The organism is Pseudoclavibacter sp. 8L (genome assembly GCF_902506465.1).
In the GTDB taxonomy this organism is placed as follows: domain Bacteria; phylum Actinomycetota; class Actinomycetes; order Actinomycetales; family Microbacteriaceae; genus Pseudoclavibacter.
Genome location: NZ_LR733191.1, coordinates 23,789 through 45,649 on the forward strand (window position 1 = coordinate 23,789; position 21,861 = coordinate 45,649).

16 protein-coding genes are annotated in these 21,861 nt (G+C 67.6%); 10 read left to right on the forward strand and 6 right to left on the reverse strand.

What is annotated here, in order from left to right; genetic code table 11:
* Positions 1–4 precede the first annotated feature (4 nt).
* On the forward strand, positions 5–973 hold the full coding sequence (locus tag GV007_RS16415) for an aldo/keto reductase (RefSeq protein WP_160074519.1): 969 nt from the start codon (positions 5–7) through the stop codon (positions 971–973).
* 227 nt (positions 974–1,200) lie between these two features.
* Positions 1,201–4,827: a family 78 glycoside hydrolase catalytic domain gene (locus GV007_RS16420; protein ID WP_160074521.1), complete on the forward strand. Its 3,627-nt coding sequence runs from the start codon at positions 1,201–1,203 to the stop codon at positions 4,825–4,827.
* Positions 4,828–4,965: 138 nt separating this feature from the next.
* On the opposite strand, the gene GV007_RS16425 is transcribed toward GV007_RS16420, so the two are convergent.
* From GV007_RS16425 to GV007_RS16435, 3 genes are read right to left on the reverse strand one after another with little or no spacing between them, the layout of a single operon-like run.
* Positions 4,966–6,276 carry an aspartate aminotransferase family protein gene (locus tag GV007_RS16425; protein WP_160074523.1) on the reverse strand — a complete coding sequence of 437 codons (1,311 nt, stop codon included), beginning with the start codon at positions 6,274–6,276 and terminating at the stop codon, positions 4,966–4,968.
* Positions 6,277–6,322: 46 nt separating this feature from the next.
* Positions 6,323–7,942, reverse strand: coding sequence for an amidohydrolase (locus GV007_RS16430; RefSeq protein ID WP_160074525.1), 1,620 nt, complete (start codon positions 7,940–7,942; stop codon positions 6,323–6,325).
* Positions 7,939–9,255 (reverse strand): MFS transporter, encoded by a 1,317-nt coding sequence (locus GV007_RS16435; RefSeq protein ID WP_160074527.1) that lies wholly within the window; start codon positions 9,253–9,255, stop codon positions 7,939–7,941. The genes GV007_RS16430 and GV007_RS16435 overlap by 4 nt, the downstream gene beginning before the upstream one ends.
* A 165-nt stretch (positions 9,256–9,420) precedes the next feature.
* On the opposite strand from GV007_RS16435, the gene GV007_RS16440 reads away from it, so the two are divergent.
* The 4 genes from GV007_RS16440 (at position 9,421) to GV007_RS16455 (ending at position 12,984) form a co-directional block, all read left to right on the forward strand.
* Positions 9,421–10,518, forward strand: coding sequence for a phosphotransferase (locus tag GV007_RS16440; RefSeq protein WP_160074529.1), 1,098 nt, complete (start codon positions 9,421–9,423; stop codon positions 10,516–10,518).
* 4 nt (positions 10,519–10,522) lie between these two features.
* Positions 10,523–11,227 (forward strand): GntR family transcriptional regulator, encoded by a 705-nt coding sequence (locus GV007_RS16445; RefSeq protein WP_160074531.1) that lies wholly within the window; start codon positions 10,523–10,525, stop codon positions 11,225–11,227.
* Positions 11,228–11,331: 104 nt separating this feature from the next.
* Positions 11,332–11,913, forward strand: a complete 582-nt coding sequence (locus GV007_RS16450; protein ID WP_160074533.1) for a GNAT family N-acetyltransferase — start codon at positions 11,332–11,334, stop codon at positions 11,911–11,913.
* Positions 11,914–11,949: 36 nt separating this feature from the next.
* Positions 11,950–12,984 (forward strand): NADPH:quinone oxidoreductase family protein, encoded by a 1,035-nt coding sequence (locus tag GV007_RS16455; RefSeq protein WP_236558592.1) that lies wholly within the window; start codon positions 11,950–11,952, stop codon positions 12,982–12,984.
* 32 nt (positions 12,985–13,016) lie between these two features.
* On the opposite strand, the gene GV007_RS16460 is transcribed toward GV007_RS16455, so the two are convergent.
* A complete protein-coding gene (locus GV007_RS16460) occupies positions 13,017–14,333 on the reverse strand; it encodes a type II toxin-antitoxin system HipA family toxin (protein ID WP_201297756.1) in 1,317 nt (438 codons plus the stop codon).
* Entirely contained in the window at positions 14,333–14,650 is a 318-nt protein-coding gene (locus GV007_RS19470) for a helix-turn-helix domain-containing protein (RefSeq protein ID WP_160074535.1), read from the reverse strand. Before GV007_RS19470 ends, GV007_RS16460 begins: the two co-directional genes overlap by 1 nt.
* Before the next feature lie 196 nt (positions 14,651–14,846).
* Here GV007_RS19470 and GV007_RS16470 point away from each other — a divergent pair, with 196 nt between their 5' ends.
* The 4 genes from GV007_RS16470 to GV007_RS16485 all read left to right on the forward strand — a co-directional run bounded on the left by GV007_RS16470 (position 14,847) and on the right by GV007_RS16485 (position 20,620).
* Positions 14,847–15,671: a PRD domain-containing protein gene (locus tag GV007_RS16470; protein WP_104332752.1), complete on the forward strand. Its 825-nt coding sequence runs from the start codon at positions 14,847–14,849 to the stop codon at positions 15,669–15,671.
* 106 nt (positions 15,672–15,777) lie between these two features.
* Positions 15,778–17,730 carry a beta-glucoside-specific PTS transporter subunit IIABC gene (locus GV007_RS16475; protein WP_160074537.1) on the forward strand — a complete coding sequence of 651 codons (1,953 nt, stop codon included), beginning with the start codon at positions 15,778–15,780 and terminating at the stop codon, positions 17,728–17,730.
* Positions 17,727–19,274, forward strand: coding sequence for a glycoside hydrolase family 1 protein (locus GV007_RS16480; protein WP_160074539.1), 1,548 nt, complete (start codon positions 17,727–17,729; stop codon positions 19,272–19,274). The genes GV007_RS16475 and GV007_RS16480 overlap by 4 nt, the downstream gene beginning before the upstream one ends.
* Before the next feature lie 134 nt (positions 19,275–19,408).
* Positions 19,409–20,620, forward strand: a complete 1,212-nt coding sequence (locus GV007_RS16485; RefSeq protein ID WP_160074541.1) for an MFS transporter — start codon at positions 19,409–19,411, stop codon at positions 20,618–20,620.
* A 78-nt stretch (positions 20,621–20,698) separates the two neighbouring features.
* Here the strand turns inward: GV007_RS16485 and GV007_RS16490 are convergent, their stop codons facing one another.
* On the reverse strand, positions 20,699–21,628 hold the full coding sequence (locus tag GV007_RS16490) for a DMT family transporter (protein ID WP_236558593.1): 930 nt from the start codon (positions 21,626–21,628) through the stop codon (positions 20,699–20,701).
* Between the last annotated feature and the right edge of the window lie 233 nt (positions 21,629–21,861).

The following is a 21,861-nucleotide window of genomic DNA, read 5'->3' on the forward strand; positions in this document are numbered from 1 at the left end:
CACCGTGTCCGGCACGATCTCCCTCGCACGCGACCCCAGAGCGCAGCTCGTGCTCGGGACGCTCGGCTTCGGCACGAAGCAGGACCGGGATGCTTCGTTCGCCCTCCTCGACGCGTTCGTCGAGGAGGGCGGGCGGACCATCGACACGGCGCACGTGTATGGCGATTGGGAGCATGCGGCCCCGCCGAGTGCGAGCGAACGCATGCTCGGTGCATGGCTGTCGTCCAGGGGCATGCGCACAGTTGTCAACGCCACGACCAAGATCGGCCACCCCTCGCTGGATGACCCCGCGGTGACGCGCCTCGACCCCGAGTCGCTGCGCCTCGACATCGAGGAGGCACGCGACAACCTCGGGCTCGAGACGATCCCGTTGGTGTACCTGCACCGGGACAGCACCGCGATACCCCTCGAAGAGCTCCTGGCGCCGTTGGAGGAGTTCACCCGAGCAGGCCTTATCGGTGCGTACGGCGCCTCGAACTGGACGACCACGCGTCTTCGGGAGAGCCGTGTGGTCGCGGCGGCTCGCGGCTGGACCGGATTCGTGGTCAACCAGCCCAGCTGGGGGCTCGCGCGCCCGCTCGAGACGGCACTCCCGACCGGGATGGTGGCGATGGACGGGACGATGCATCGTTTCCACGAGCAGTCGGGCCTTCCAGCCAGCCCCTACTCGTCGCAGTCGAAGGGGTATTTCTCGCGCTGGAGGCGCGGTCCAGCTGACGCGACGGTTCGGCTCTTCCACGACAACCACAACAGGGCGACCGCACGGCTGCTCGACGAGCTCGCGTCTCTCTACGGCGTACCCGCGACCGAGTTGTCGGTCGCCGTTCTCCTCGCCTCTGCGTTTCCAGGCTCTCCGGTCATTGGCGCTGGCACCGTCGAGCAACTGCGATCCAGCTTCCGCGCCGCCTCGGTGGGCTTGTCTGCGGCCCACCTCGAGGCCGTTCGCACGCTCTGCAAATTGCCCGTTGTGTAACAGCATGGCGACTGATAATTTCGTGTCACCCGGATGTTGAAGCGTTTCAACACATCGCTGCGTTCATCGACGAACGCCCCATCCGCGTGCCTCCACTCCCGATGAAGCACCTCAACGAAGAGAACGGAAGATCGCACTTGATATCGAAGACCCCCCACGGCAGAGGCCGATCATTCAAGGCCGCGACAGCCCTGACGCTCGGCACCTGCCTCTTCGCAGGATCCTTCGTGAGCGCGCAGCTCGCCATCGCCGCTCCGACCGACACCACTCCTGTCGTACTTCAAGTCGACCGCCAGGAGTCCCCCATCCTGGTCGACTCCACACCGAGCTTCAGCTGGCAGATGGATGCGGCGCATCGCGGCGCCGCACAGACCGCCTACCGCCTCGTGGTCGCGACCTCGGCCGAGAAGGCCTCCAACGGCGAGGGTGACGTCTGGGATTCCGGCGTCGTCGAATCAAACGCCAGTTCAGCGGTTGCCTACGCTGGCCCCGAGCTGTCGCCGAAGACCAGCTACTTCTGGGCCGTGCAGGTGACGGATGAGCGCGGGGAGACGCTGCCCACCGCCACGTCGTCCTTCCGGACCGGGCTCAAGGCGACCGACGGGAGCACAGGTTGGAACGGCGCCCAGTGGATCACCCAGCCAGGCGCCGAGCCCTCGCTCGCTGACGATCGCTCGCTCGCAACGACGTTCGATGTCTCGACGAGGTTCCAGATCCTGCAGGGGTCCGCCGGCCTCACCTTCAACGGGATCGACGACGACTTCATCCTCCTCAACGTGGCTGAGGTCGACGGTCAGTACCGGCTGAAGCTACACGAGGGCAGCGCACAGGGCATCCGAGACTTCACCCGTGACAACGGCGCGGCCGAGAACACGGACAGCCCCCGTGGCTTCGACCCCGTGAATGTCGACGTCGCACTCGACGGCTTCGACCCCGCCGCCGAGCACACGCTCACGGCGAGCCTCGTCGGAGGCGGAGGGGTCTTCCCCTCCGGGTCGACGTGGAAGATCAGCCTCGACGGTGCAGTGCTCGCCGAATTCGAGCTGCCGGGCAACCGGCAGATGGTGCGAGCGGGTCTTGTCGGCCTGTACAACGACAACGGGACGAGCGCCAAGTACACCGATGTCTCCCTGACGGTGCCCGATGCGGCCGAGAAGCTCGAGGAGACCCAAGCGAAGCTCACCGCAGATCCCAGCGCATCCGCCTTCGCTGAAGCCGACGGTGCGAAGATCGCCGACGGCTGGATCACGGTTGCGGACAGCCTCGCTCAGGAGGCCGACACAAGTGCGTCGGATGGCCTCTTCCGCGAGGAGTTCACCACCAGCGGGAAGACAGTCGAGTCGGCCCACCTCTACGCGAGCGCCCTCGGCGTCTACGAATTCGAGCTCAACGGCGAGAAGGTCGGTGACTCCTACCTGGCGCCTGGCACCTCCGACTTCTTCAAGACAGCGCTCTACAACGCCTACGACGTGACCGATCAGATCGCGGCCGGCGACAACGCGATCGGCGCGCAGCTCAGCGATGGCTGGTACTCGGGATCCTTCGGCGCGCTGCAGAAGCCTTACGGAGCGCAACCGGCGCTCATGGCGAACCTCGAGATCACCTACACCGACGGCAGCACCGAGTCGGTCGCGACGGGACCCGATTGGTCGTACTTCGGCGAGGGCCCGATCACCGACAGCAACCTCATGGACGGCGAGAACTACGACGCTCGGCTCGAGCCAGCAGTCGCAGGATGGTCGCAGGGCGGCTTCGATGAATCAGGCTGGGCAACACCCGCAACCACCTCGCTGCCCGCAGGACTCAAGGTCGTCGGCGACAGCGCATCCGCGATCAAGAAGGTTGAGGAGCTCTCGCCCGTCTCCCGCACGGTCGATGCAAACGGCAACCTCGTCTTCGACTTCGGCAAGAACATCGTCGGCAACGTCGCGATCAACGTGTCTGGGCCCGCCGGTTCGACTGTCGAGCTCAACTACGGCGAGATGCTGAACGACAGCAGCGCAACAGCCGACGGCCCCGCGGGCACGATCTACAACGAGAACTTCCGCTCGGCGAAGGCCAACGACTTCTACACGATCGGCGACTCGGGCTCCGGCTCGTTCGAGCCGACGTTCACCATGCACGGCTTCCGCTACCTCGAGGTCTCCGGCTTCGACGGATTCGACGCGAACTCTGTCGACACAGGCGACGTCACGGCGCACGTGCTGAGCTCAGCCACCGAGCTGACGATGGACCTCGAGACGTCGAGCGACGGTCTCAACGCCCTGCACGAGAACACGATCAACGGCCTGCGCGGCAACTTCAACTCGATCCCGACCGACACTCCGGCCCGTGACGAGCGGATGGGCTGGCTCGGGGACATCCAGGTGTTCACGTCGACCGCATCCATGACCGCGGATGTGCGCAACTTCCTGCAGAAGTACACGGAACTCGACCTCGCGGACGCGCAGTTCGCGGACGGCCAGTACCCGCGCTTCGCGCCGTACCACTCCGGCTGGGAGTTCGTGCACGGCACGTCCGACCCGTGGACAGACGCCAGCATCATCGTGCCCTACGAGCTGTGGAGGGCGTACGGCGACACCGAGATCCTCGAGGTCAACTACGAGCAGATGAGTGCCTACGCGACGGCGCTCAACGAGGGCCCGCGCGGGTTCGTGCTCGGCGACTGGCTGTCGTTCGCGAAGACCGACACCGAGTTCGTGATGCAGGCGTACAAGGTGCACACGATCGCACTCATGGCCGAGGCCGCAGAGGCCCTCGGCAAGACCGAGGACGCGCAGAAGTTCAGCGGCTGGCACCAGGACTGGAAGAACACCTTCGTCTCCACCTACTTCCCGAGCGGTGGCTCGCAGATCGAAGGCGTCGACCTCGAGACGCAGGCCGCCTACGCCATCGTGCTCGACTTCGGCCTCTACCCGGATGGCAGCCAGGCTGGGCTCGCCGAGCGCCTCGCACAGCTGAGTCTCGCCGGCGAGAACGGAGAGCCCGCGCTCACGACGGGCTTCCTCGGCACTCCTGCCATCCTGCCGGCGCTCTCCGGCAGCGGCCAGCTCGACGCCGCCTACGACCTCGTGCTCAGCAACGCCTACCCGAGCTGGCTGTACACGGTCGACCAGGGCGCCACGACCTACTGGGAGCGCTGGAACTCGTACACGCTCGAGGACGGCTTCGGCGACGTGAGCATGAACTCGTACAACCACTACGCCTACGGCGCGGTCAGCGAGTGGATCTACAACACGGTCGCCGGCATCAACCAGGACCCGGCGAACCCCGGCTATCAGCACTCCGTGCTCAAGCCGCAGCCGGATGCCGACGGCCGCGTCACGTGGTCGAATGCCGCGTTCACCACGAACTACGGCACGCTCGTCTCCGACTGGACGACCGAGAACGGCGCGTTCGAGTACCACGTCGTGGTTCCCGCGAACTCGTCCGCGACGGTCTACGTGCCAGTTGCCGACGAGAGCATGACCGTGCTTGAGGGCGGACTCGCCGCGGCCGATGCCGAGGGCGTCACGCTTGTGGGCATCGAGAACGGGACGGCTCAGCTCGAAGTCACCTCCGGCAGCTTCGACTTCACGGTCGGTGTCGCCCCGGAGCCGACAACTGAGCCCACGCCCCAGCCGACCTCCACCGACGGCACCGGGACCACGGCGCCGACGTCGAGCCCCGGCAACGGCGGCGGCAACGGGTCCGGGAACGGTGGATCCGACGCCGGCGGCCAGGACGGCGACCTCGCAACGACGGGCGTCGACGGCAGCCTCGCCGGCTTCCTCGCCCTCCTCGGGGCTGTCCTCGCAGGAACCGGAGCGGCGTTCCTCATCAAGAAGCGCCGAGGACGCGTGACGAGCGAATAGGCGCAAGCGGACCGACAAAGACGCCCGGGCGGAAGGACTGGCACTCATCAGTTCATCCGCCCGGGCTTTTCTGCACCCCTGGCGGCTGCCGACGCAAGGGCGGTCTGCTCGCGCGAAGGCGGCAGCTTCAACCGGGGTTCAGCGCGTGCCCTCGAGCTCGGTCAAGACGGCGTCGATCGTCTCGACGATCTGGTCGCACTGTGCCGGCGAGATCGGGAGTGGTGGCCGGATCTTCAGCGATGCCGCGCTTGGTCCTGAGGCGCTGATGAGCACGCCTGCTTGACGCATGCCGTTCACCACCCGAGCGGCGAGCTCCGGGTCCGGGGTTGTCGGCGTGCCGAGATCGAGGGCCGCGAAGAGCCCGGCACCGCGTGCGTGCTGTGCGGATTCGTGGCTCCGGACGAGCTCCTGCAAGCCGTCCAGGAGCCGCGTTCCCATCGTGGCCGCGTGGGCGACGAGCTCGTCGCCCTCGATCACGTCGAGCACCGCCGTGGCTGCGGCAATCGAGACGGGGTTGCCGGCGAAGGTGTTGAAGTATCTGACTTCGGCGCCGAACGATGCTTGGGCATCCACAGTGCCCACGACGGCCGCGATGGGCATGCCGTTGCCCATCGGCTTGCCCAGGACGACGAGGTCGGGGACGATCCCGTGACGCTCGAACCCCCACCACGTTCCCGTGCGCCCGAATCCGGGCTGCACCTCGTCGGCGATCCAGAGCGCCCCGAGTTCCCGGACCACGGCTTCGGCGGGCTGCAGGAAGCCCAATGGATGGGTCTGCACGCCGTCACTCGAGAAGATCGAATCGAAGACGACTGCGGCAACCCCCGCCCCGGATTCCTCGAGCAGCGCGGCGGCCGCCCTCACATCCTCCGCGAGCTTGGCGCCGACCTGATCGGGCGGGGTCGTCGCGGTATCGATAGACGGGATGGTGACGACGTCGGGCCCCAGCGGGTTGTTCGGGCCGAGAGACGGGGACATGCCTGCGGCCGTCACTGTCGTGCCGTGGTACGCGTGCTCGGAGATGATGAGCCCCCGGCGTCCGGTGCGATGGCGAGCGATGCGAACCGCGAGATCGACGGCTTCGCTGCCCGTGCAGGTGTAGGTGATCCGCTCCAGCGATGCGGGGAAGTGCCCGAGCAGTCGTTCCGAGTAGTCGAGGATGGATTCGGTGAGGTACCTGGTGTGCGTGTTCAGCGTCTGCAGCTGCGCGCTCACGGCGGCAGTCACGGCCGGGTGACTGTGCCCGATGACCGGAACGTTGTTGTAGGCGTCGAGGTAGGTTCGCCCATCGATGCCGAGCAGCTCAAGACCGCTCGCCGATGCAAGCGCGACCGGCTCGTCATAGAAGAGGCGGTAGGACGGTCCGAGCGCTCGGTCTCGACGCGCGACGAGTTCGGCGATCCTCGGCTCGAGGCGCGTGCCCTTCGCGGGGTCGAATCCGTTTGCCATGTGGACGCCTGCACCGGTGGCTTGCTGCACGATGTCGTGTTCCTCTCTAGAGATCGCCGTGGGTCGGTTTCCCGCCCACCAGCGTGGTCAGGACCCGCGTCTTGCTGAGTTCATCCGGGGTCGAGGTGAGTGGTGATCGATCGAGGACAGCGAGATCAGCGAGTTGTCCGCGCCAGAGAGAGCCCGTGTCACGGCTCCCCGTGGCCTTTGCCGCATCTCGCGTGTACGAGGCGAGCGCCTGCTGCGCGGTCAGCCGCTCCTGCGGAGCGAACTCCTGCCCCGAGGCGGTTCGCCGCTCGATGAGCGTGCGCATCGCAAGGAACGGGTTGCCGTCGATGCACGGGCGATCCGAGCTTCCCGCAACGAGCACACCCGCATCGAGCAGGCTCCGTGCTCGATAGATGCCAGGAACGCGCTCCTGCCCCATCGACTTCACGAACTCGTCGCCGAACCTATGCACGAACATCGCCTGAGGAGTGACGGCGATCCCGAGTCGGGCGAGCCGTGGAAGCTGGTCGTCTCGCAGGTAGCTCGCGTGTTCGATCCGGTGCGGCGTCGACGGCGTCCCGTTCGCCGCGATGGATGCTTCGATCGCGTCCATGGCCAGGTCTATCGCCGCATCCCCGATGGCGTGGGCAGCGATCGACCACCCGCTTGCGGCCGCCGCCAGGATCTTGCGCGTGATGTCCTCGGCATCGCCTTGCAGGAAGCCCGTATTGTCAGGCTCGCCGCAGTACGGGGCGGACATCGCTGCGGTGCGCCCAGTCAGGGAGCCATCCACGAAGAGCTTCAGCGGACCGAGACGGAGCCGGTCATCTCCGAGTCCTGTTCGAGCGCCGAGGGACAGACCTATCGAACCTGGGGTTGCCGGATTACCGTGCGCGAGTTCGAAGGAGTCCAGCGTTGGCATGACCTGCGCCCTTGCCCGCAGCACTCCGCAGTCTCGGGCCATCTGGTAGGCGCCGAGCTCGGCGGTGCTGTTGCCGATCCACCCCGCCCCGATGCCGGCCTCCGTGAAGGAGGTGATGCCCTCGGACGCGTAGATGCTGGTTGCCAGGTCGAGCGAACGGACGATGTCGGCGTGGGACATCGGCTTGAGGAGGTCGAGAACAAGAGCCTGCGCCGTTTCCTCCAGACGGCCGGTCACCTGACCGCGGGAGTCGCGCTCGATGCGGCCACCATCGGGATCAGAGGCGTGGAGAGCGCCAGACCTTCGGAGCGCTTCAGTGTTGGCGATCACGGCATGCCCCGAGGACTGCTTGATCACGGCAGGGCGCCCTGCCGTGACGGCGTCGAGGGACGCCAGATCGGGGTACGCACCGCCGACGAGGTGCTGGTTGTAGCCGGCCGCCTGCACCCACTCCCCCGCAGGCACTGTCTCCGTGTGGGCCGCGATCAGCGTGAGCGCCTCGTCCACAGTGCGAATACGCGACAGGTCGAGATCGATCTGCGTGCGGCCGAACCAGGTCGTGTGGCAGTGCGCGTCGATGATCCCGGGGATGACCGTCACCTCCCCCAGGTCCACACGACGGGTCGCCTCGACGCCGTCGAGATCTTCATCAAGGCCCACGACTCGACCCTGGTGGATGCCGAGGCGCCGCGCTTGCGGTCGTCGCTCGTCCATCGTGATGATGTCGGATGCCTCGATGACAAGATCGATCTTCACGCGTTCGCTCGATCCGCCGCGACGACGTTGTCGACGATCCGAAGACGTCCTCCGAAGTACCCGCCCAACGCGGTCAGCACTGCGACGAGAACCAGAAGCAGCGCGGCGATCCAGGACCCACCGCCGGTCACTCCGAGCAGGGCAGTCGCGATGAGCGGCAGGAACCCGCCGATCGCGCCGGCGATGTTGAAGCTGAGTGAGACGCCGGAGTACCGCTGCTCAGGCGGGAAGAGCTCGCTGAGCAGGGTTCCAGCCGCCGCGTAGACGATGTCGATGGAGGCGGTGCCGATCGTGATGGCGAGTGCGATCAAGAGGAACTCCCCCGTGTCGATCAGCCAGAAGACTGGGAACGCGACCACCGCGGTGACGATGCCGCCAACGACGCTCATACGCCCCGCGCCGAAGCGCTCGGTCAGGCGCCCGCAGATCAGGAGCGCCCCGATCTGGACGACCGCGGCGATCAGGGTGGCATTCACCAGCCACTCTCGCGGCAGGCCGAGCGTGGTGGTCCCGTAGCCGACGACGAAGGTCGTCATGATGTAGAAGCCTGCGACGCCGAGGAGGCTCGCGCCGATTCCCGCGAGAAGCCGGCCGGGCGAACGCCGGAACACGACGAGTGCAGGAACCTTGGGCATCGACTCGGCCCGCTTCGCGAGCTCGAGGAACACCGGGGACTCCTCCATGCGGTTGCGCATCCAGAGGGCGATGAGCAGCAGCGGGAACGCGGCGAGGAACGGCAGGCGCCATCCCCAGGCGTCGAACGATTCGGGCGGCATGAGGAGGACAAGAGCGATCGCTCCGGAGGACAGCAGGGTGCCGACCGGGGAGCCCAGCTGCGGAAGGGCAGCGAAGCGGCCCCGTTGCTCGATCGGCGCGTGCTCGACGGCCATGGTCACGGCTCCGCCCCATTCTCCGCCGACCGCGAGCCCCTGCAGGAGACGCAGGACAGCGAGCGCGATAGGAGCGAGGACGCCGATGGCAGCGTAGTCGGGCAGGAATCCGATGAGCCCGGTCGCGACCCCGATCAGGACCACGGTCAGGATGAGGGCGGGCTTGCGTCCGATCCGGTCCCCGATCGCCCCGAAGAGCACCGCTCCGATCGGACGGGCGACGAAACCGACGCCGAACGTCGCGAAGGCGGCGAGCAGGGCGGCGACCGGATCGAGGGTCGTGAAGTAGAGGCGGTTGAACACGATGGCCGCGGCCGTGCCGAACAGGAAGTAGTCGTACCACTCGAGCGCGGTACCAGCGAACGCAGCGACGGCGATGCGGCGAGCATCGGTCGTCGTCACGGTGATTGACTTCGTCGTCATGTGGGGAACCCTTCATTGATCACCAATAATGGAAGCTTCGCAGAGCGGTCACGGGGTGTCAACTGCCACATACGCGCAATGACAGTGTTCTTGTTTCGTGTTACAGCGGTATTTCAAACCCCTCGGCCTTGCAACAGGATCTTTGATGATCAATACTTGGCAACCATGAAGACTTCTGACTTCGCCACCGTCGGCGACCGGTCCGCACCTGTTCCCCCGAATCTCGAGCTTCGACAGGTGGCGAGGATCGCAGCGAGCACTCACGGGCTCGACGTGCGGAGCGCGAGTGCGCTCGGAGGCGAGTGGGCCAGCAATGCTCGCCTCGACCTTTCCGACGGGACCAGTCGGATGTTCAAGGCGGTTGGGGCACGCGACGCTCATCACGCCGAGCAGCTGCGCGCGCGCCTGGAATGGAGAAGCTCCCTGGCCCGCACGGCGGCCACCGTAGGAATCCCCGCCGCCCTGCCGGAGCCCTGTCTCGTCGGTGGCGATGTCGCGATCCTCGAGCACGACGACTCGACGCTGCTCGTCGTCGTCTCCGAGTGGATGCCCGGCATCCCGTTCGCGGAATACCGCCCGACCCCGCTGAACGCCGCGTCGACCCGTCGCGAGATCGGTCGGGCAGCAGCCGCGATGGTCGAGGCGCTCTCGGGACACCCGGGCTCGCAGGAGGATATCCAGCACGAATGGGCCTTCGAGACGATGCCTGAGACGATCCGGGGCGCCCTGGGAACGGACGCTGCGCGCACGAGGATCTCCGAGACGGACCGCTCTTGCGTCGAGAGGCTCATCAGCCGATTCGAGGGGCTGCATGAAGTCGTGCTCGCAGCACCGCACGGCCTCACGCACCACGACTTCAACGATTTCAACCTTCTCGTCGATCCCGAAACAGGCCACCTCACCGGTGTCGTGGACTTCGACGACGCTCGACTGGCGCCGCTGATGTCCGAGGTGAGCATCGCAGCGGCGTACGCGATGCTGGGAGCAGACGCAGACCCGCTCGCGGCGCTCAGCGACGTCGTCGACGGCGCGTCGGAGGTGCGCGCGTGGTCCGATGACGAGGTGTCGGCGATCTTCGCGGGCGCGGCCGTGCGTCTCTGCCTGAACGCGGTGGTGTGGACCGTGCGATCCGAGGGTCACAACGCGAGCTACGGAGCCGCACGCATGGCACGCACCTGGCCGATCGTGCGCCTTCTGGCAGCAACGGGGGTCGAAGACGGCACCGAGGTTGTGCATGGGACGTCAGCTGGTCGCGCAGAATGATCCCATGACCGAGGCAGCAGTCCCCACCCACGCGTCCACGGAGAACAAGGAAGCTCTCCGCGGCGCTGAAGGCACCGCGGAGTCGATCGCGACGCTGCTCGGGGATGAGATCTACCAGGGCAAGCACGCACCGGATGCACCGCTGCGGGAGATCGCGCTTGCGACCCGACTGGGGGTCTCGAGGCGCTCGGTCCGGGAGGCGCTCCTCCTCTTGGAGCGCCGAGGCCTGGTCCTCCACGAGCACAACCGCGGCGCGCGAGTGCGCCGCATGCGCCAGGCCGATGTCCTGGATCTGTACCGCGTCAGGCGCATCCTCGAGGTGCAGGGTGCCCGAGCGGCGCCGACCGCGTCCGTCGCAGCACGCACCCACCTGGCCCGTGCGTACGAGACTCTCGTGGCCAGCGGCGAATCGAACGACTCCTTCGAGATCATTCGTGCTGACCTCGCCTTCCACGGTGCCGTCGTCGGGCTCGCGGACAGCCCTCGCATCGACGAGTTCTTCCGCCACATCGGCGATGAGATGCGGTTCGCGATCGCCCTGCTCCGCGAGGACGAGACACGATCGGGAGTGGCTGACATCGACGTCGTCGCCGACCACTCGGCCATCTACCGGCACCTGCTGGACGGGGACGTGGTGGAGGCGCAGCTCGCGATCCTGCAGCACATCGAGTTCAACGAGCGCCGACTCCTGCGGCTCGTCGCAGCCTGATCCCGAGGGCAAACGCTCGACACCATCGCCGCAACGAAAGCCGCTGGCGGAGCACCCGAGAGCGCCGTGGGCTGGACCCGTCGGCGCAACCACAAGGAGTCCCGATGAAGATCACGACCACGACCCTGGAGATGCTCGAGCAGCCCCGAGACGAGCCTCGGGCGTTTCCCGACGACGTCCGCCTCGACCGAGCGAGTTCGATCTCGCCGGAGTACGCACGGTTCCTCTACGGACTTGTCGGCGGGCCATGGTTCTGGACCGAGCGTCTCGACTGGACGAGGCACCGGTGGGTGGATGAGCTCGCCGAGCCAGGCACCGAGTTCTGGATCCTCTACGGCGACGGCAATCCGCTCGGTTACGTCCACCTCCAGCCGAAGCCGTCCGACAAGGGGACCGAGGTGGAGATCGGATACTTCGGCCTCGCCGAGGCGGCCCAGGGTCGCGGCCTCGGGGGACGATTGCTCGAGCACGGCGTACTCGCCGCGTGGACGCTGTCGGAGCGCGCCCAGCTCGCACCCGTCTCACGGGTGTGGGTGCACACCTGCACCCTCGACGGCCCGCTCGCCCTGGCGAACTACCAAGCACGTGGATTCGTGATCACCGGAACCGAGGAGACCTTCGAGGACCTCCCAGATCGACCGGTCGGGTCCTGGGTTTCCACGGGTGGGCGGGCAGCGCAGCCATAACCGCCGGACACAGGGGCAGCGGCTAGCGTGAAATGCATGCCGGATGCTCTGCCAGACCAGCCCACACATGACGCGCCACGCGACCGAGGCACCTCGATGCGGGCGGTCGTGAACTCGACGGATGGCGGCCCGCGGCGCTTGCAGCTCCGCGAGGTGCCCGTGCCCCACCGAGCTCCCGGTCACGTGCTCGTGGAGGTGCGGGCGGGCGGCGTCGCGTTCCCCGACGTGCTGCAGTCGCGCAGCGAGTACCAGCACCGCATCCCGACTCCGTTTGTGCTCGGCAGCGAGTTCGCGGGCGTCGTCGCCGAGGCCGGCGAAGACTCCGGGTTCGCGGCAGGCGACCGGGTCTTCGGCGTCGCCAGCCATGGCGCCTTCGCCGAGTACGTCGTCGCACCGGCCGACCGGGTGCTGCCGCTGCCCGACTCGATCAGCTTCGTGGATGCCGCGGCCCTGCCCATCAACCTCCTGAGCGCCGACTTCGCCATCCGCGACCGAGGGCAGGTGCGGCCAGGCGAGACCGTCCTCATCCAGGGGGCCGCTGGCGGGCTCGGCGTCGCGCTCATCCAGCAGGCGAAGCTCATCGGCGCCACCGTCATCGCCGTCGTCTCGACCGAGGAGAAGGCTGCGCTCGCACGCTCGGTCGGCGCAGACCACACGGTCTTCGCCGCCGACTTCCTCACCGAGGTCCGCCAGCTCACCGACCACCGCGGCGTCGACGTCGTCCTCGACCCCGTCGGCGGCGACCGCTTCACCGACTCCCTGCGGTGCCTCGCGAAGCGCGGGCGCCTCGTCGTGCTCGGCTTCACCGGCGGCAGCATCCCGACCGTCAAGACCAACCGGCTGCTGCTTGGCAACATCTCCGTCGTCGGCGCGGCCTGGGAGGGGCTCATGCCCGAGTGCCTCGTGTCGCTCCCCGAGCAGTGGGCGCGGCTCTCGCCCGCCGTCGAGCGCGGCGAGCTGCGCGCCTCGATCACCGCGGTCGTCCCCCTCCGCGAAGCGGCCGAGGCCGTCGCGAGCCTCGAGGAGCGCCGCACCCGCGGCAAGGTCGTGATCGACCTCGGCCTGGAGTAGTGGGGCGCGCAGACGAGCACAAGGTCTGCCCGTCAACCGAACCCCGCGCGCACGTCGCGCAGCCGCGCGTCGATGACGGCAGCACGGGGGGCACCGAGCCGCGCTTCGTCCGCGAACTCTCGCCACCGCGCGACGGCATCTGCAACCTCCCCTACAACCGCCCGATAACCGGGCACATCAAAGCGGTCGCCGAGCGCGTGGAGCTGGCGACGCGTGATCATGCCGAACTCACCGTCGACGCTCATCAGATGCTGCGACGTCCACGCACCTGCCGGGTTGTACGCGAAGGTGAGGTCATAGGCCGGGGCGAGAGACCAGACACCAGACTCGTCCATCAGGAACGCGTGGTTCTTCGTGTGATCGTCGTTGTTGCTCGCGAGGACATTGAACGAGGCCCGGCGCAGGAGCTGCACCCCAACAGGGCCCGCTACCTCCAGACCAAGCTGCCGAGCTGTGGTGAAGAGCGATGCATAGTCGTGGACACCGACCTGGTTGAAGTCCGCGCCGGCCAGAGCACAGAGCGACTGCATGTGCAGTCTCTGCTCATCAGCACCCGTGCCGATCCGGTCGAAGCGCTTCGTGAAGAAGTGGGCACGACCGCCCTCCTCGACAAGCTGAGTCTCGGACATCTCGACACCAGCAGCGGCAGCCATGCGCGAGTACGCGAATTCGGTTCTCCCGTACTCACCGCCCGCGCCCAGCTGCTGGTCCGCGCCGACTCCATCGAGCTTGAGGAGCCACTGCTCGAACCCGTCAGGTGCCGCGATCCCACCGGCGCGCATCTCATGAGTGCTCGGGTTGTAAGCCACAACGGCTTTCGCTCGCGCTCCTCCCGCGCTCGTTCCCACTGAGAGCAGCTGATTCAGGCTCTCCGTCGAGCCCCTCTCATCGAGGGTCCCGTCAACCGCAGCCCGCGCCGCCTCGACGAGACGCTGCAGCTCAAGAGACGTCGGCTCCAGGCGCGGAGCGGTGTCCGGGATGAACGTGAGCGCCCCCATCCCGCGCCTTCCCACGTATGAGAGGCGATCAAGCGCGCTGACTTCACCAGGCGCGACGCCCTCACGCGCAAGCGCCGCATCGATGATCCCGTTCCCGAAGCGATCGGGGGCGCTGTCAGCCAGCATCGGCGGCAGCCCCATGAACGTCTCCGCATTGAGCTGCGGGAACTCGAACTGACGACGGCCACGCGTTTGGGCTGGCATGAGGAGCGGAGCGAGCTGCAACCCGCTCCGCAGCCACGACGGTTCGTACTCGAAGGCAAACACCCGACCCGTCGCGCTGGCCGCAACAGCCCCGACCCTCCGACCGAAGATCTCCACGCGGAGGACCTCCACGTTGCGGTAGGCCACTACAACCTCCTCCGGTTGCTTGCACGCCGCGGCTCGTGGCTTCTCTCCTGCGCGCGCGCCAGCGCCAACGGGCTCCTGGCCCGCTCAGGCTCAAGGGAGGCGAGCCAGTCCTCACGCCCAAGCGCCCGGCAGACACGAATCAGCGTCTGCACCCTCGCACCGCGTCCGTGTTCAAGGTTGGCAAGCGCACCGACGCTGACGTTCGCGCGCTCAGCGAGACTGGCCTGGTCGACATCTTCGATCAGGCGGGCTCGCCGCACCTGCGCACCGAGCGCGGCCTCCCATTCCTCGACCGAGGAGTCTCGTTTTATCTCCATAAAAATGACAATAACAGCCGTAGCGGCGGGTAATCAATACTTTTCTGTGGATAATCCACCCGAGCGCGATGGCCCGAATCCGCTTGCCATGTCTCGAGGATGTGGTTACAGTGACAGCGGCTTGTCACTGCTTCCGCAGGCAACACCGCAGCTGTTTCGACGACGATTTCAGCAAGCGTGTTCCTAGGAGAGCAAGATGATCATTCGGCGGGTACTCAACAACAACGTTGTTGACGCGTTGGACGACTCCCTGCAGGAGGTCATCGTCTTCGGCAAGGGACTCGGGTTCCGCTCGAAGCCGGGCGAGCGTGTCGACCAGTCGCTCGTCGAGAAGGTCTTCCGGCTCGAGGACGACGCGGCCAGCCGGCACTTCGCCTCCATCGTCGACTCGATCCCGGCCGAGATCCTCACCGCCACCGCCGACCTCGTCGCCCGCGCGCGCGCCGAGTTGAGCGCGAAGATCAGCGACAGCCTCTACGCGAGCCTCGCCGACCACTTCGTGTTCGCCGTGCAGCGCGCCCGCGACGGCGGCGACTTCACCGTGCCGCTCGCCGTCGAAGTGCGCCGCTACTACCCGAGCGAGTACGCCTTCGCGAAGAGCGCCGTCGCCGAGCTCAACTCGCGCCTCGACGTCGACCTCCCCGAGGAGGAAGCGACGAGCATCGCCCTCCACGTCATCAACGCCCAGGTCGGCGGCGCCGCCGACAGCGCGGCCCGCCTCATGGAGCTCACCCACTCGATCCTCGACATCGTGCGCCTCCACTTCGGCCTGCACTACGACGACGCCAACTCGTCGTACCTCCGCTTCGTCACCCACGTGCGCTTCTTCGCGCAGCGCGTGCTGCTCGGCGAGACCGTGCAACGGGACGACGCCGAGCTGCTGCGCATCCTCACCGAGCAGAAGCCGGCAGCGTTCTCGAGCGTCGACAAGGTGGATGCGTTCGTGAAGCGCAGCCACGGGCACGCGATGAGCGCCTCCGAGAAGGTCTACCTCGGCCTGCACATCGCGAACTTCCTCTGACACGGCACCGCCGCATCCACCCACAGTTTTCAACACCCCCAAGAATCCACCGCAGCGTGAGGGCAACCGCGTGAAGCCGGGATTCTCCCCAACCAGGAGACACCCCATGAAGTATGAGAAAGACGCCGCAGCGATCATCGCCGCCGTCGGCGGCGAAGAGAACATCTCCTCGCTCTACCACTGCGTCACCCGCCTGCGCTTCGGCCTGAAGGACAACACGAAGGCAGACCAGGCCGCGCTCACCGCGATCGGACCCGTCGTCGGCGTCAACGACGCCGGCTCGCAGTACCAGGTCATCATCGGCAACGACGTGCCGCTGGTGCACAAGGCGATCGTCGCCGAGCTGCCGCGCCTCGCGAGCTCCGAAGAGGGCGCAGCAGCTACATCCGCCGGCACCGAGGGCGGCAAGCAGAAGCTGCACACCCGCTTCTTCGACTTCATCTCCGGCGTCTTCGCCCCCATCCTCCCGGCCATCGCCGGCGCGGGCCTCCTCAAGGGTGTGCTCGCCCTCATCAACGCGTTCGGCTGGGTCGACCCGAGCTCGCAGACGTTCCTCATCTTCTCGGCCATCGCCGACGCGGTCTTCTTCTTCCTGCCGATCGTCGTCGCCGTCTCGGCAGCGCGGAAGCTCAACGCGAATCCCTACGTCGCGGCGTCCCTCGGCGCGGTGCTCGTCTACCCGGCGCTCACGACCATGCTCAGCGCCGGCGAGCCGGTCGCGCTCCTCGGGGTCACGGTCACCTCGGTCTCCTACGCGTACTCCGTCATCCCCGTGCTGCTGGGCGTCTACCTCATGTCGTGGGCTGAGCGCCTCTTCACGAAGATCATCCCGTCGTTCCTGAAGCTGACGTTCGTGCCCATGCTCACGCTCGTCACGGTTGTCCCGATCACCCTCGTCGCCCTCGGCCCGCTCGGCACCTTCGTCGGCAACGGCGTCGCCGGCGGCATCAACTGGGCGCTCGACAACGGCGGCGCACCCGCCGGCTTCGTGATCGGCGCGCTGCTCCCGCTCATCATCATGACCGGGATGCACTACGCGCTCGTCCCGTTCATCCTGCAGAACCTCGCCACCCTCGGCTACGACAAGTTCCTGCCCCTCACCTACGTGCAGACCTTCGCGACCGCCGGTGCCGTCTTCGGCGTCTTCCTCCGCGCCAAGAACGCGCAGATCAAGGCACTCTCCCTCTCGACGACCTTCACGGCTCTCATGGGCGTCACCGAGCCTGCCCTCTACGGCCTCGCACTGCCGCTGCGCCGCCCGCTCATCGCCTCCATGGCGGGAGCCGGCGTCGGCGGCGCCATCTCGCTCGGCTTCGGCGTGCAGGCCTACGTGCTCGCCGGCAACGGCGGCCTCCCCGGGCTGCCGGGCCTCGTCGGAGCCACCTTCGGGTGGGCGATCCTCGGCATCGTCCTCGCGTTCATCGTCTCGACCGTCATCTCCGCCATCCTCGGCATCGACGAGTCGATCCTCGCCAAGGCCTCCCAGACCGTCGCGGCGAACGAGAAGCCGGCGTCCGCAGCCACCGCAGCCAGCGCCACCTCGACGACGGATGCGCCCCTCGCGCCCTCCAGCGGCGAGCTCATCGCCTCCCCCATGGCGGGCGACCTCATCTCCCTCGACGAAGTGCCAGACAAGACGTTCTCGCAGCGTCTCGTCGGCGACGGCGCCGCCATCCGCCCGACAAGCGGTCACGTCACGTCGCCCGTCACGGGTGAAGTCGTCACCGTCTTCCCGACCAAGCACGCCGTCGCCATCCGCAGCGATCAGGGCACCGAAGTGCTCATCCACATCGGCATCGACACGGTCTCCTTGCAGGGCCGTGGCTTCGAAGCGCACGTCGCGGAGGGCGACCGCGTCGCCATCGGCGACCCGCTCATCGACGTCGACCTGGACGCCGTCAGCGCCACCAACGACACCGTGACGGTCATCGTCATCACCAACCTCGGCCTGCGCTCGATCGTGCCGAGCACCCCCGGCACGCGCGAGAACGGCGACGCGCTCATGCACGTCCTCTCCACCATCGACGCCGAGGCCAGCCACAAGGAGGCAACCGCATGACCCGCACCACCGAGCAGCTCACCGCAACCGACCCGAGCCCGCACGGAGCATCCGGCGCCTTCCCAGACGGATTCCTCTGGGGCACCGCGTTCGCCGCGAACCAGGTCGAGGGTGGCTTCGATCAAGACGGCAAGGGCCTCTCGCAGGCCGACGTCATCCCGTTCCGCAAGACGGGCGACTACGTCGACATCACCTCGCTCATGAAGGCGACGGATGCGCAGATCGCCGAAGCCATCGCCACCCCGGGCGCAGCCGGCTACCCCAAGCGCTCGGCAAGCGACTTCTACAACCGCTGGGAGGGCGACGTCGAGCTCTTCGCGGAGCTCGGCCTGAAGTCACTGCGCATGTCGATCGCCTGGTCGCGCATCTTCCCCAACGGCGACGACGCCCAGCCGAATGAGGAAGGCCTCCTCTTCTACGAGCGTCTCTTCACGCGCCTCCGCGAGCGCGGCATCGAACCGGTCGTCACGATGTCGCACTACGAGATGCCCCTGCACCTCGTCACCGAGTACGGCGGATGGTCGAACCGCGCCGTCGTGGGCCTCTTCGAGACGTACGCGAGGACCATCCTCACGCGGTACCGGGGACTCGTGCGCTACTGGCTCACGTTCAACGAGATCAACACGACCCTCGTCGAGCCGTACACGGGCGGCGGCATCATCGAGCGCGAACCCGAAGACGGCGTCGACCCACGCCAGGTCGGCTACCAGGCGCTGCACCACCAGTTCGTCGCGAGCGCCCTCGCCACGAAAGCCGCCCGCGAGATCGCCCCGGATGCGCAGGTCGGCTGCATGCTCGCCCGCATGGCCCACTACCCGGCCACCTCGGCGCCCGCCGACATCGTGCGGGCCCAGTGGGACAACAACATGAACCTGTTCCACACCGACGTGCAGGTGCGCGGCCGGTACTCGGGAACCGTGCGGCGCTTCTGGCGCGACACGGGCATCCACGTCGCCATGGAGCCGGGCGACGAGGCGCTCCTTGCCGCCAACACGGTCGACTTCATCTCGTTCAGCTACTACATGAGCCTCGTCTCCTCCGTGAGCCCCGAGCAGTACGGCGCAACGGGCGGCAACCTGTTCTCGACGATCAAGAACCCCCACCTGCAGACCACCGAATGGGGCTGGCACCTCGACCCCGAGGGCCTGCGGTTTGTGCTCAACGACCTGTGGGACCGCTACCAGGTGCCGCTGTTCATCGTCGAGAACGGCCTCGGGGCGACGGATGTGCTCGAAGGCTCCGGCGACGAACGGGCGGTGCACGACGAGTACCGGATCGACTACTTCCGCCAGCACCTGCAGCAGGTTCGGGAGGCCATCGAGGACGGCGTCGACCTGCTCGGCTACACGTCGTGGGGCGGACTCGACATCGTGAGCGCCTCCACGTCGCAGATGACGAAGCGGTACGGGGTCATCTACGTCGACCTCGACGACGAGGGCGCCGGCAGCGGCGACCGCGTGCGGAAGGACAGCTTCCACTGGTATCGGGAGCTCATCACCTCGAACGGCGCGACGCTCGAAGCGTTGCCCGCAACCGGCGCGTAGGCACCGGCCGGCGACCGCGGCCATTCGTCCCGAGAGGGCCGCCATGCGCGCATGGCGGCCCTCTCCTGCTGCGCCGCATCGGCCAGCCGGGCGATACGCTCGAAGCCACGCCCCCCATCTGAGACGGACCCCAATTGCCCGCTTCCCCCCAGCGCCGCCGCTTCGCGCTGTTCGTGCTTTTCTTCCTGCCGGGCATCACGATCGCCTCCTGGGTGACCCGGACCCCCGACGTTCGGGATGCGCTCGGCGCGTCGACCGCGGAGATGGGGTTGATCCTCTTCGGCCTGTCGGTCGGGTCGATGGTCGGCATCCTCAGCTCGGGCCGCCTCGTCAGCAGGTTCGGCGCGCGCCCGGTCATCGCCGTCGGCATGACCCTCGTCGCGGCGAGCGCGCTGACGATCGGGGCGGGTGCGGCGCTGGCCTCCGGCGTCGTCGTGGCCCTCGGGCTCGCCCTCTTCGGCCTCGGCATGGGCGGCGCCGAGGTGGCGCTCAACATCGAGGGGGCCGACGTGGAGCGGCAGCTCGGCAAGTCGACGCTGCCCGCCATGCACGGCTTCTTCAGCCTCGGCACCACCATCGGCGCGGTCGGCGGCATCGTCGCGACCGCCACGTCCTTCCCCATCCTGGCTCACCTCAGCATCGCCGCCGTGGTCGTCGCGGTGGGGCTCGTCGCCTCCATCCGCCTCCTTCCCCCGGCTACCGGCAGGGCGGCGCTCGAGGCGAGCGTCGTCAGGGAAGATGCGCCAGCCAGCAGTCCGCTCTGGCGCGACAGGACGCTGCTGCTGATCGGCGTCATCGTGCTCGCGCTCGCCATGGCGGAGGGCAGTGCCAACGACTGGCTCCCACTGGTCATGGTCGACGGGCACGGCTTCGACGCGGCCTGGGGCTCCGGCATCTTCGCGGTCTTCGCCCTGTCGATGACCGTCGGACGGTTCGTGGGCGGCTCGTTCGTTGACCGCTTCGGCCGGCCCGCGGTGCTGTGCGCGAGCGCGCTGATCGGCGCGGCAGGGCTCGCGCTCATCATCTTCGTCGACAACCAGGCGGTCGCCGCCTGCGCCGCGATCCTGTGGGGCCTCGGCACCGCACTCGGCTTCCCCGTGGCGCTCTCGGCCGCAGGCGCCTCGGGCGACCGGCCGGATGCGCGCGTCGCATTCGCCGCGACGCTCGGCTACATCGCGTTCCTCGTCGGGCCGCCCGCACTCGGCTTCCTCGGCGAGGACTTCGGGCTCCGGTCCGCGCTCATCGCCGTGCTGGCCCTCGTCGCCGTCGCGGCCGTCGCGAGCTGGCTGGTCGGCCGCAGGGCACCGCGGCAGGAGCGCTCCGACGTCGCAGTCGCATCACGATAGAACTCCGAGAATTCGACCTCGCACCACTGAAGACGCTCGCGCGCGCCAGCTACCCAGATCGTTGCGACACAGGCCGATTCAAGCCGCCCGCCGGAACGCCTGTGCGTTGGCGACCACGACTCCGACGATGACGATCGCCCCGCCCACGAGCTGCCCGATCGTGAACGGCTGGCCCGCCAGCAGGGTGAACGCGACCGTGAACACGGTGATCAGGTTCAGGAACACCCCTGCTCGAGCCGCCGGGATGACAGCGAGCGCGCGGTTCCAGAGCAGGTAGGACAGCACCGACGGGAACACGGCAATGAGCAGCAGCGACGTGAGCGCTTCCGCTGAGACCGGGAGCTGCGGGCCGCCCGTCGCGAGGGTGACCGGCGCGACGAGGACCACGGTGATGACCGCCTGGATCGATGTCGAGGTGATCGGCGGCAGCGGCGGCGAGCGGCGGCCGATGATCGTGTAGGCCGTCCAGATGCCGACGGCGCCGAACATGAGCAGCTGCCCGATCCCGAACCCCGCCTTCAGGAACGCGCCGACATCGCCGCCGCTGACGACGACGAACACGCCGACGAGGGCGATCACGACGCCCCAGATGCCGGTACTGGTGAGGCGTTGGTTCAAGAAGACCGCGGCGGCGACTGCGATCACGGCGGGGTTGAACGCGTTGATGAGGGACGCGCTGAAGGCGTCGCTGTACTGCAGTGCGGCGTAGAGCGTCAGGTTGTAGCCGACGAGCCCCGTGCAGCTGAGGGCGAGCAGCCACGGCCAGGCTCGCAGCACCTCACGCCATTTGGGACGCTCCACGAAATGCGCGATCGCGAGCAGCGGCACGGCGGCGAGCGTCCAACGCCACAGCACGAGGCTGAGCGGGTCCATGGTCTTGAGCACTGCCTCGCCGACGATGTAGTTGCTCGCCCAGAACAGGGTCGCCCCGAGCAGCGATAGCACCGCGATCACCAGCGAGCGACGAGCGGATGCATCCTGCGCCGCACCCAACGAGCCCACACTCACGAGCACCCTCCCTGACCCGGGCAGCGGAACGCGGCTCGACCACGTCAGCCTAGCCAGGCGGTACCGCGAGTACGGTCGCTTCGCACCGGACGGAACCTGGCCGCGTGCTTCTGAGCATCCACGAAATGTACAACGGGTGTTATACACTCGATCATGGTCAGAATCACCTGGGACCCTGACGCGGTCGCGCACATGCGCGACCGTCATGGAGTCGAACCCCACCAGGCTGAGGA

What these genes read in the sequence shown, in the direction of transcription:
- GV007_RS16425 (WP_160074523.1), bottom strand. Translation starts at nt 6,276, where the DNA reads ATGGCAAACGGATTCGACCCCGCGAAGGGCACGCGCCTCGAGCCGAGG.
- GV007_RS16435 (WP_160074527.1), bottom strand. Translation starts at nt 9,255, where the DNA reads ATGACGACGAAGTCAATCACCGTGACGACGACCGATGCTCGCCGCATC.
- GV007_RS16440 (WP_160074529.1), top strand. Translation starts at nt 9,421, where the DNA reads ATGAAGACTTCTGACTTCGCCACCGTCGGCGACCGGTCCGCACCTGTT.
- GV007_RS16445 (WP_160074531.1), top strand. Translation starts at nt 10,523, where the DNA reads ATGACCGAGGCAGCAGTCCCCACCCACGCGTCCACGGAGAACAAGGAA.
- GV007_RS16450 (WP_160074533.1), top strand. Translation starts at nt 11,332, where the DNA reads ATGAAGATCACGACCACGACCCTGGAGATGCTCGAGCAGCCCCGAGAC.
- GV007_RS16455 (WP_236558592.1), top strand. Translation starts at nt 11,950, where the DNA reads ATGCCGGATGCTCTGCCAGACCAGCCCACACATGACGCGCCACGCGAC.
- GV007_RS19470 (WP_160074535.1), bottom strand. Translation starts at nt 14,650, where the DNA reads ATGGAGATAAAACGAGACTCCTCGGTCGAGGAATGGGAGGCCGCGCTC.
- GV007_RS16470 (WP_104332752.1), top strand. Translation starts at nt 14,847, where the DNA reads ATGATCATTCGGCGGGTACTCAACAACAACGTTGTTGACGCGTTGGAC.
- GV007_RS16475 (WP_160074537.1), top strand. Translation starts at nt 15,778, where the DNA reads ATGAAGTATGAGAAAGACGCCGCAGCGATCATCGCCGCCGTCGGCGGC.
- GV007_RS16480 (WP_160074539.1), top strand. Translation starts at nt 17,727, where the DNA reads ATGACCCGCACCACCGAGCAGCTCACCGCAACCGACCCGAGCCCGCAC.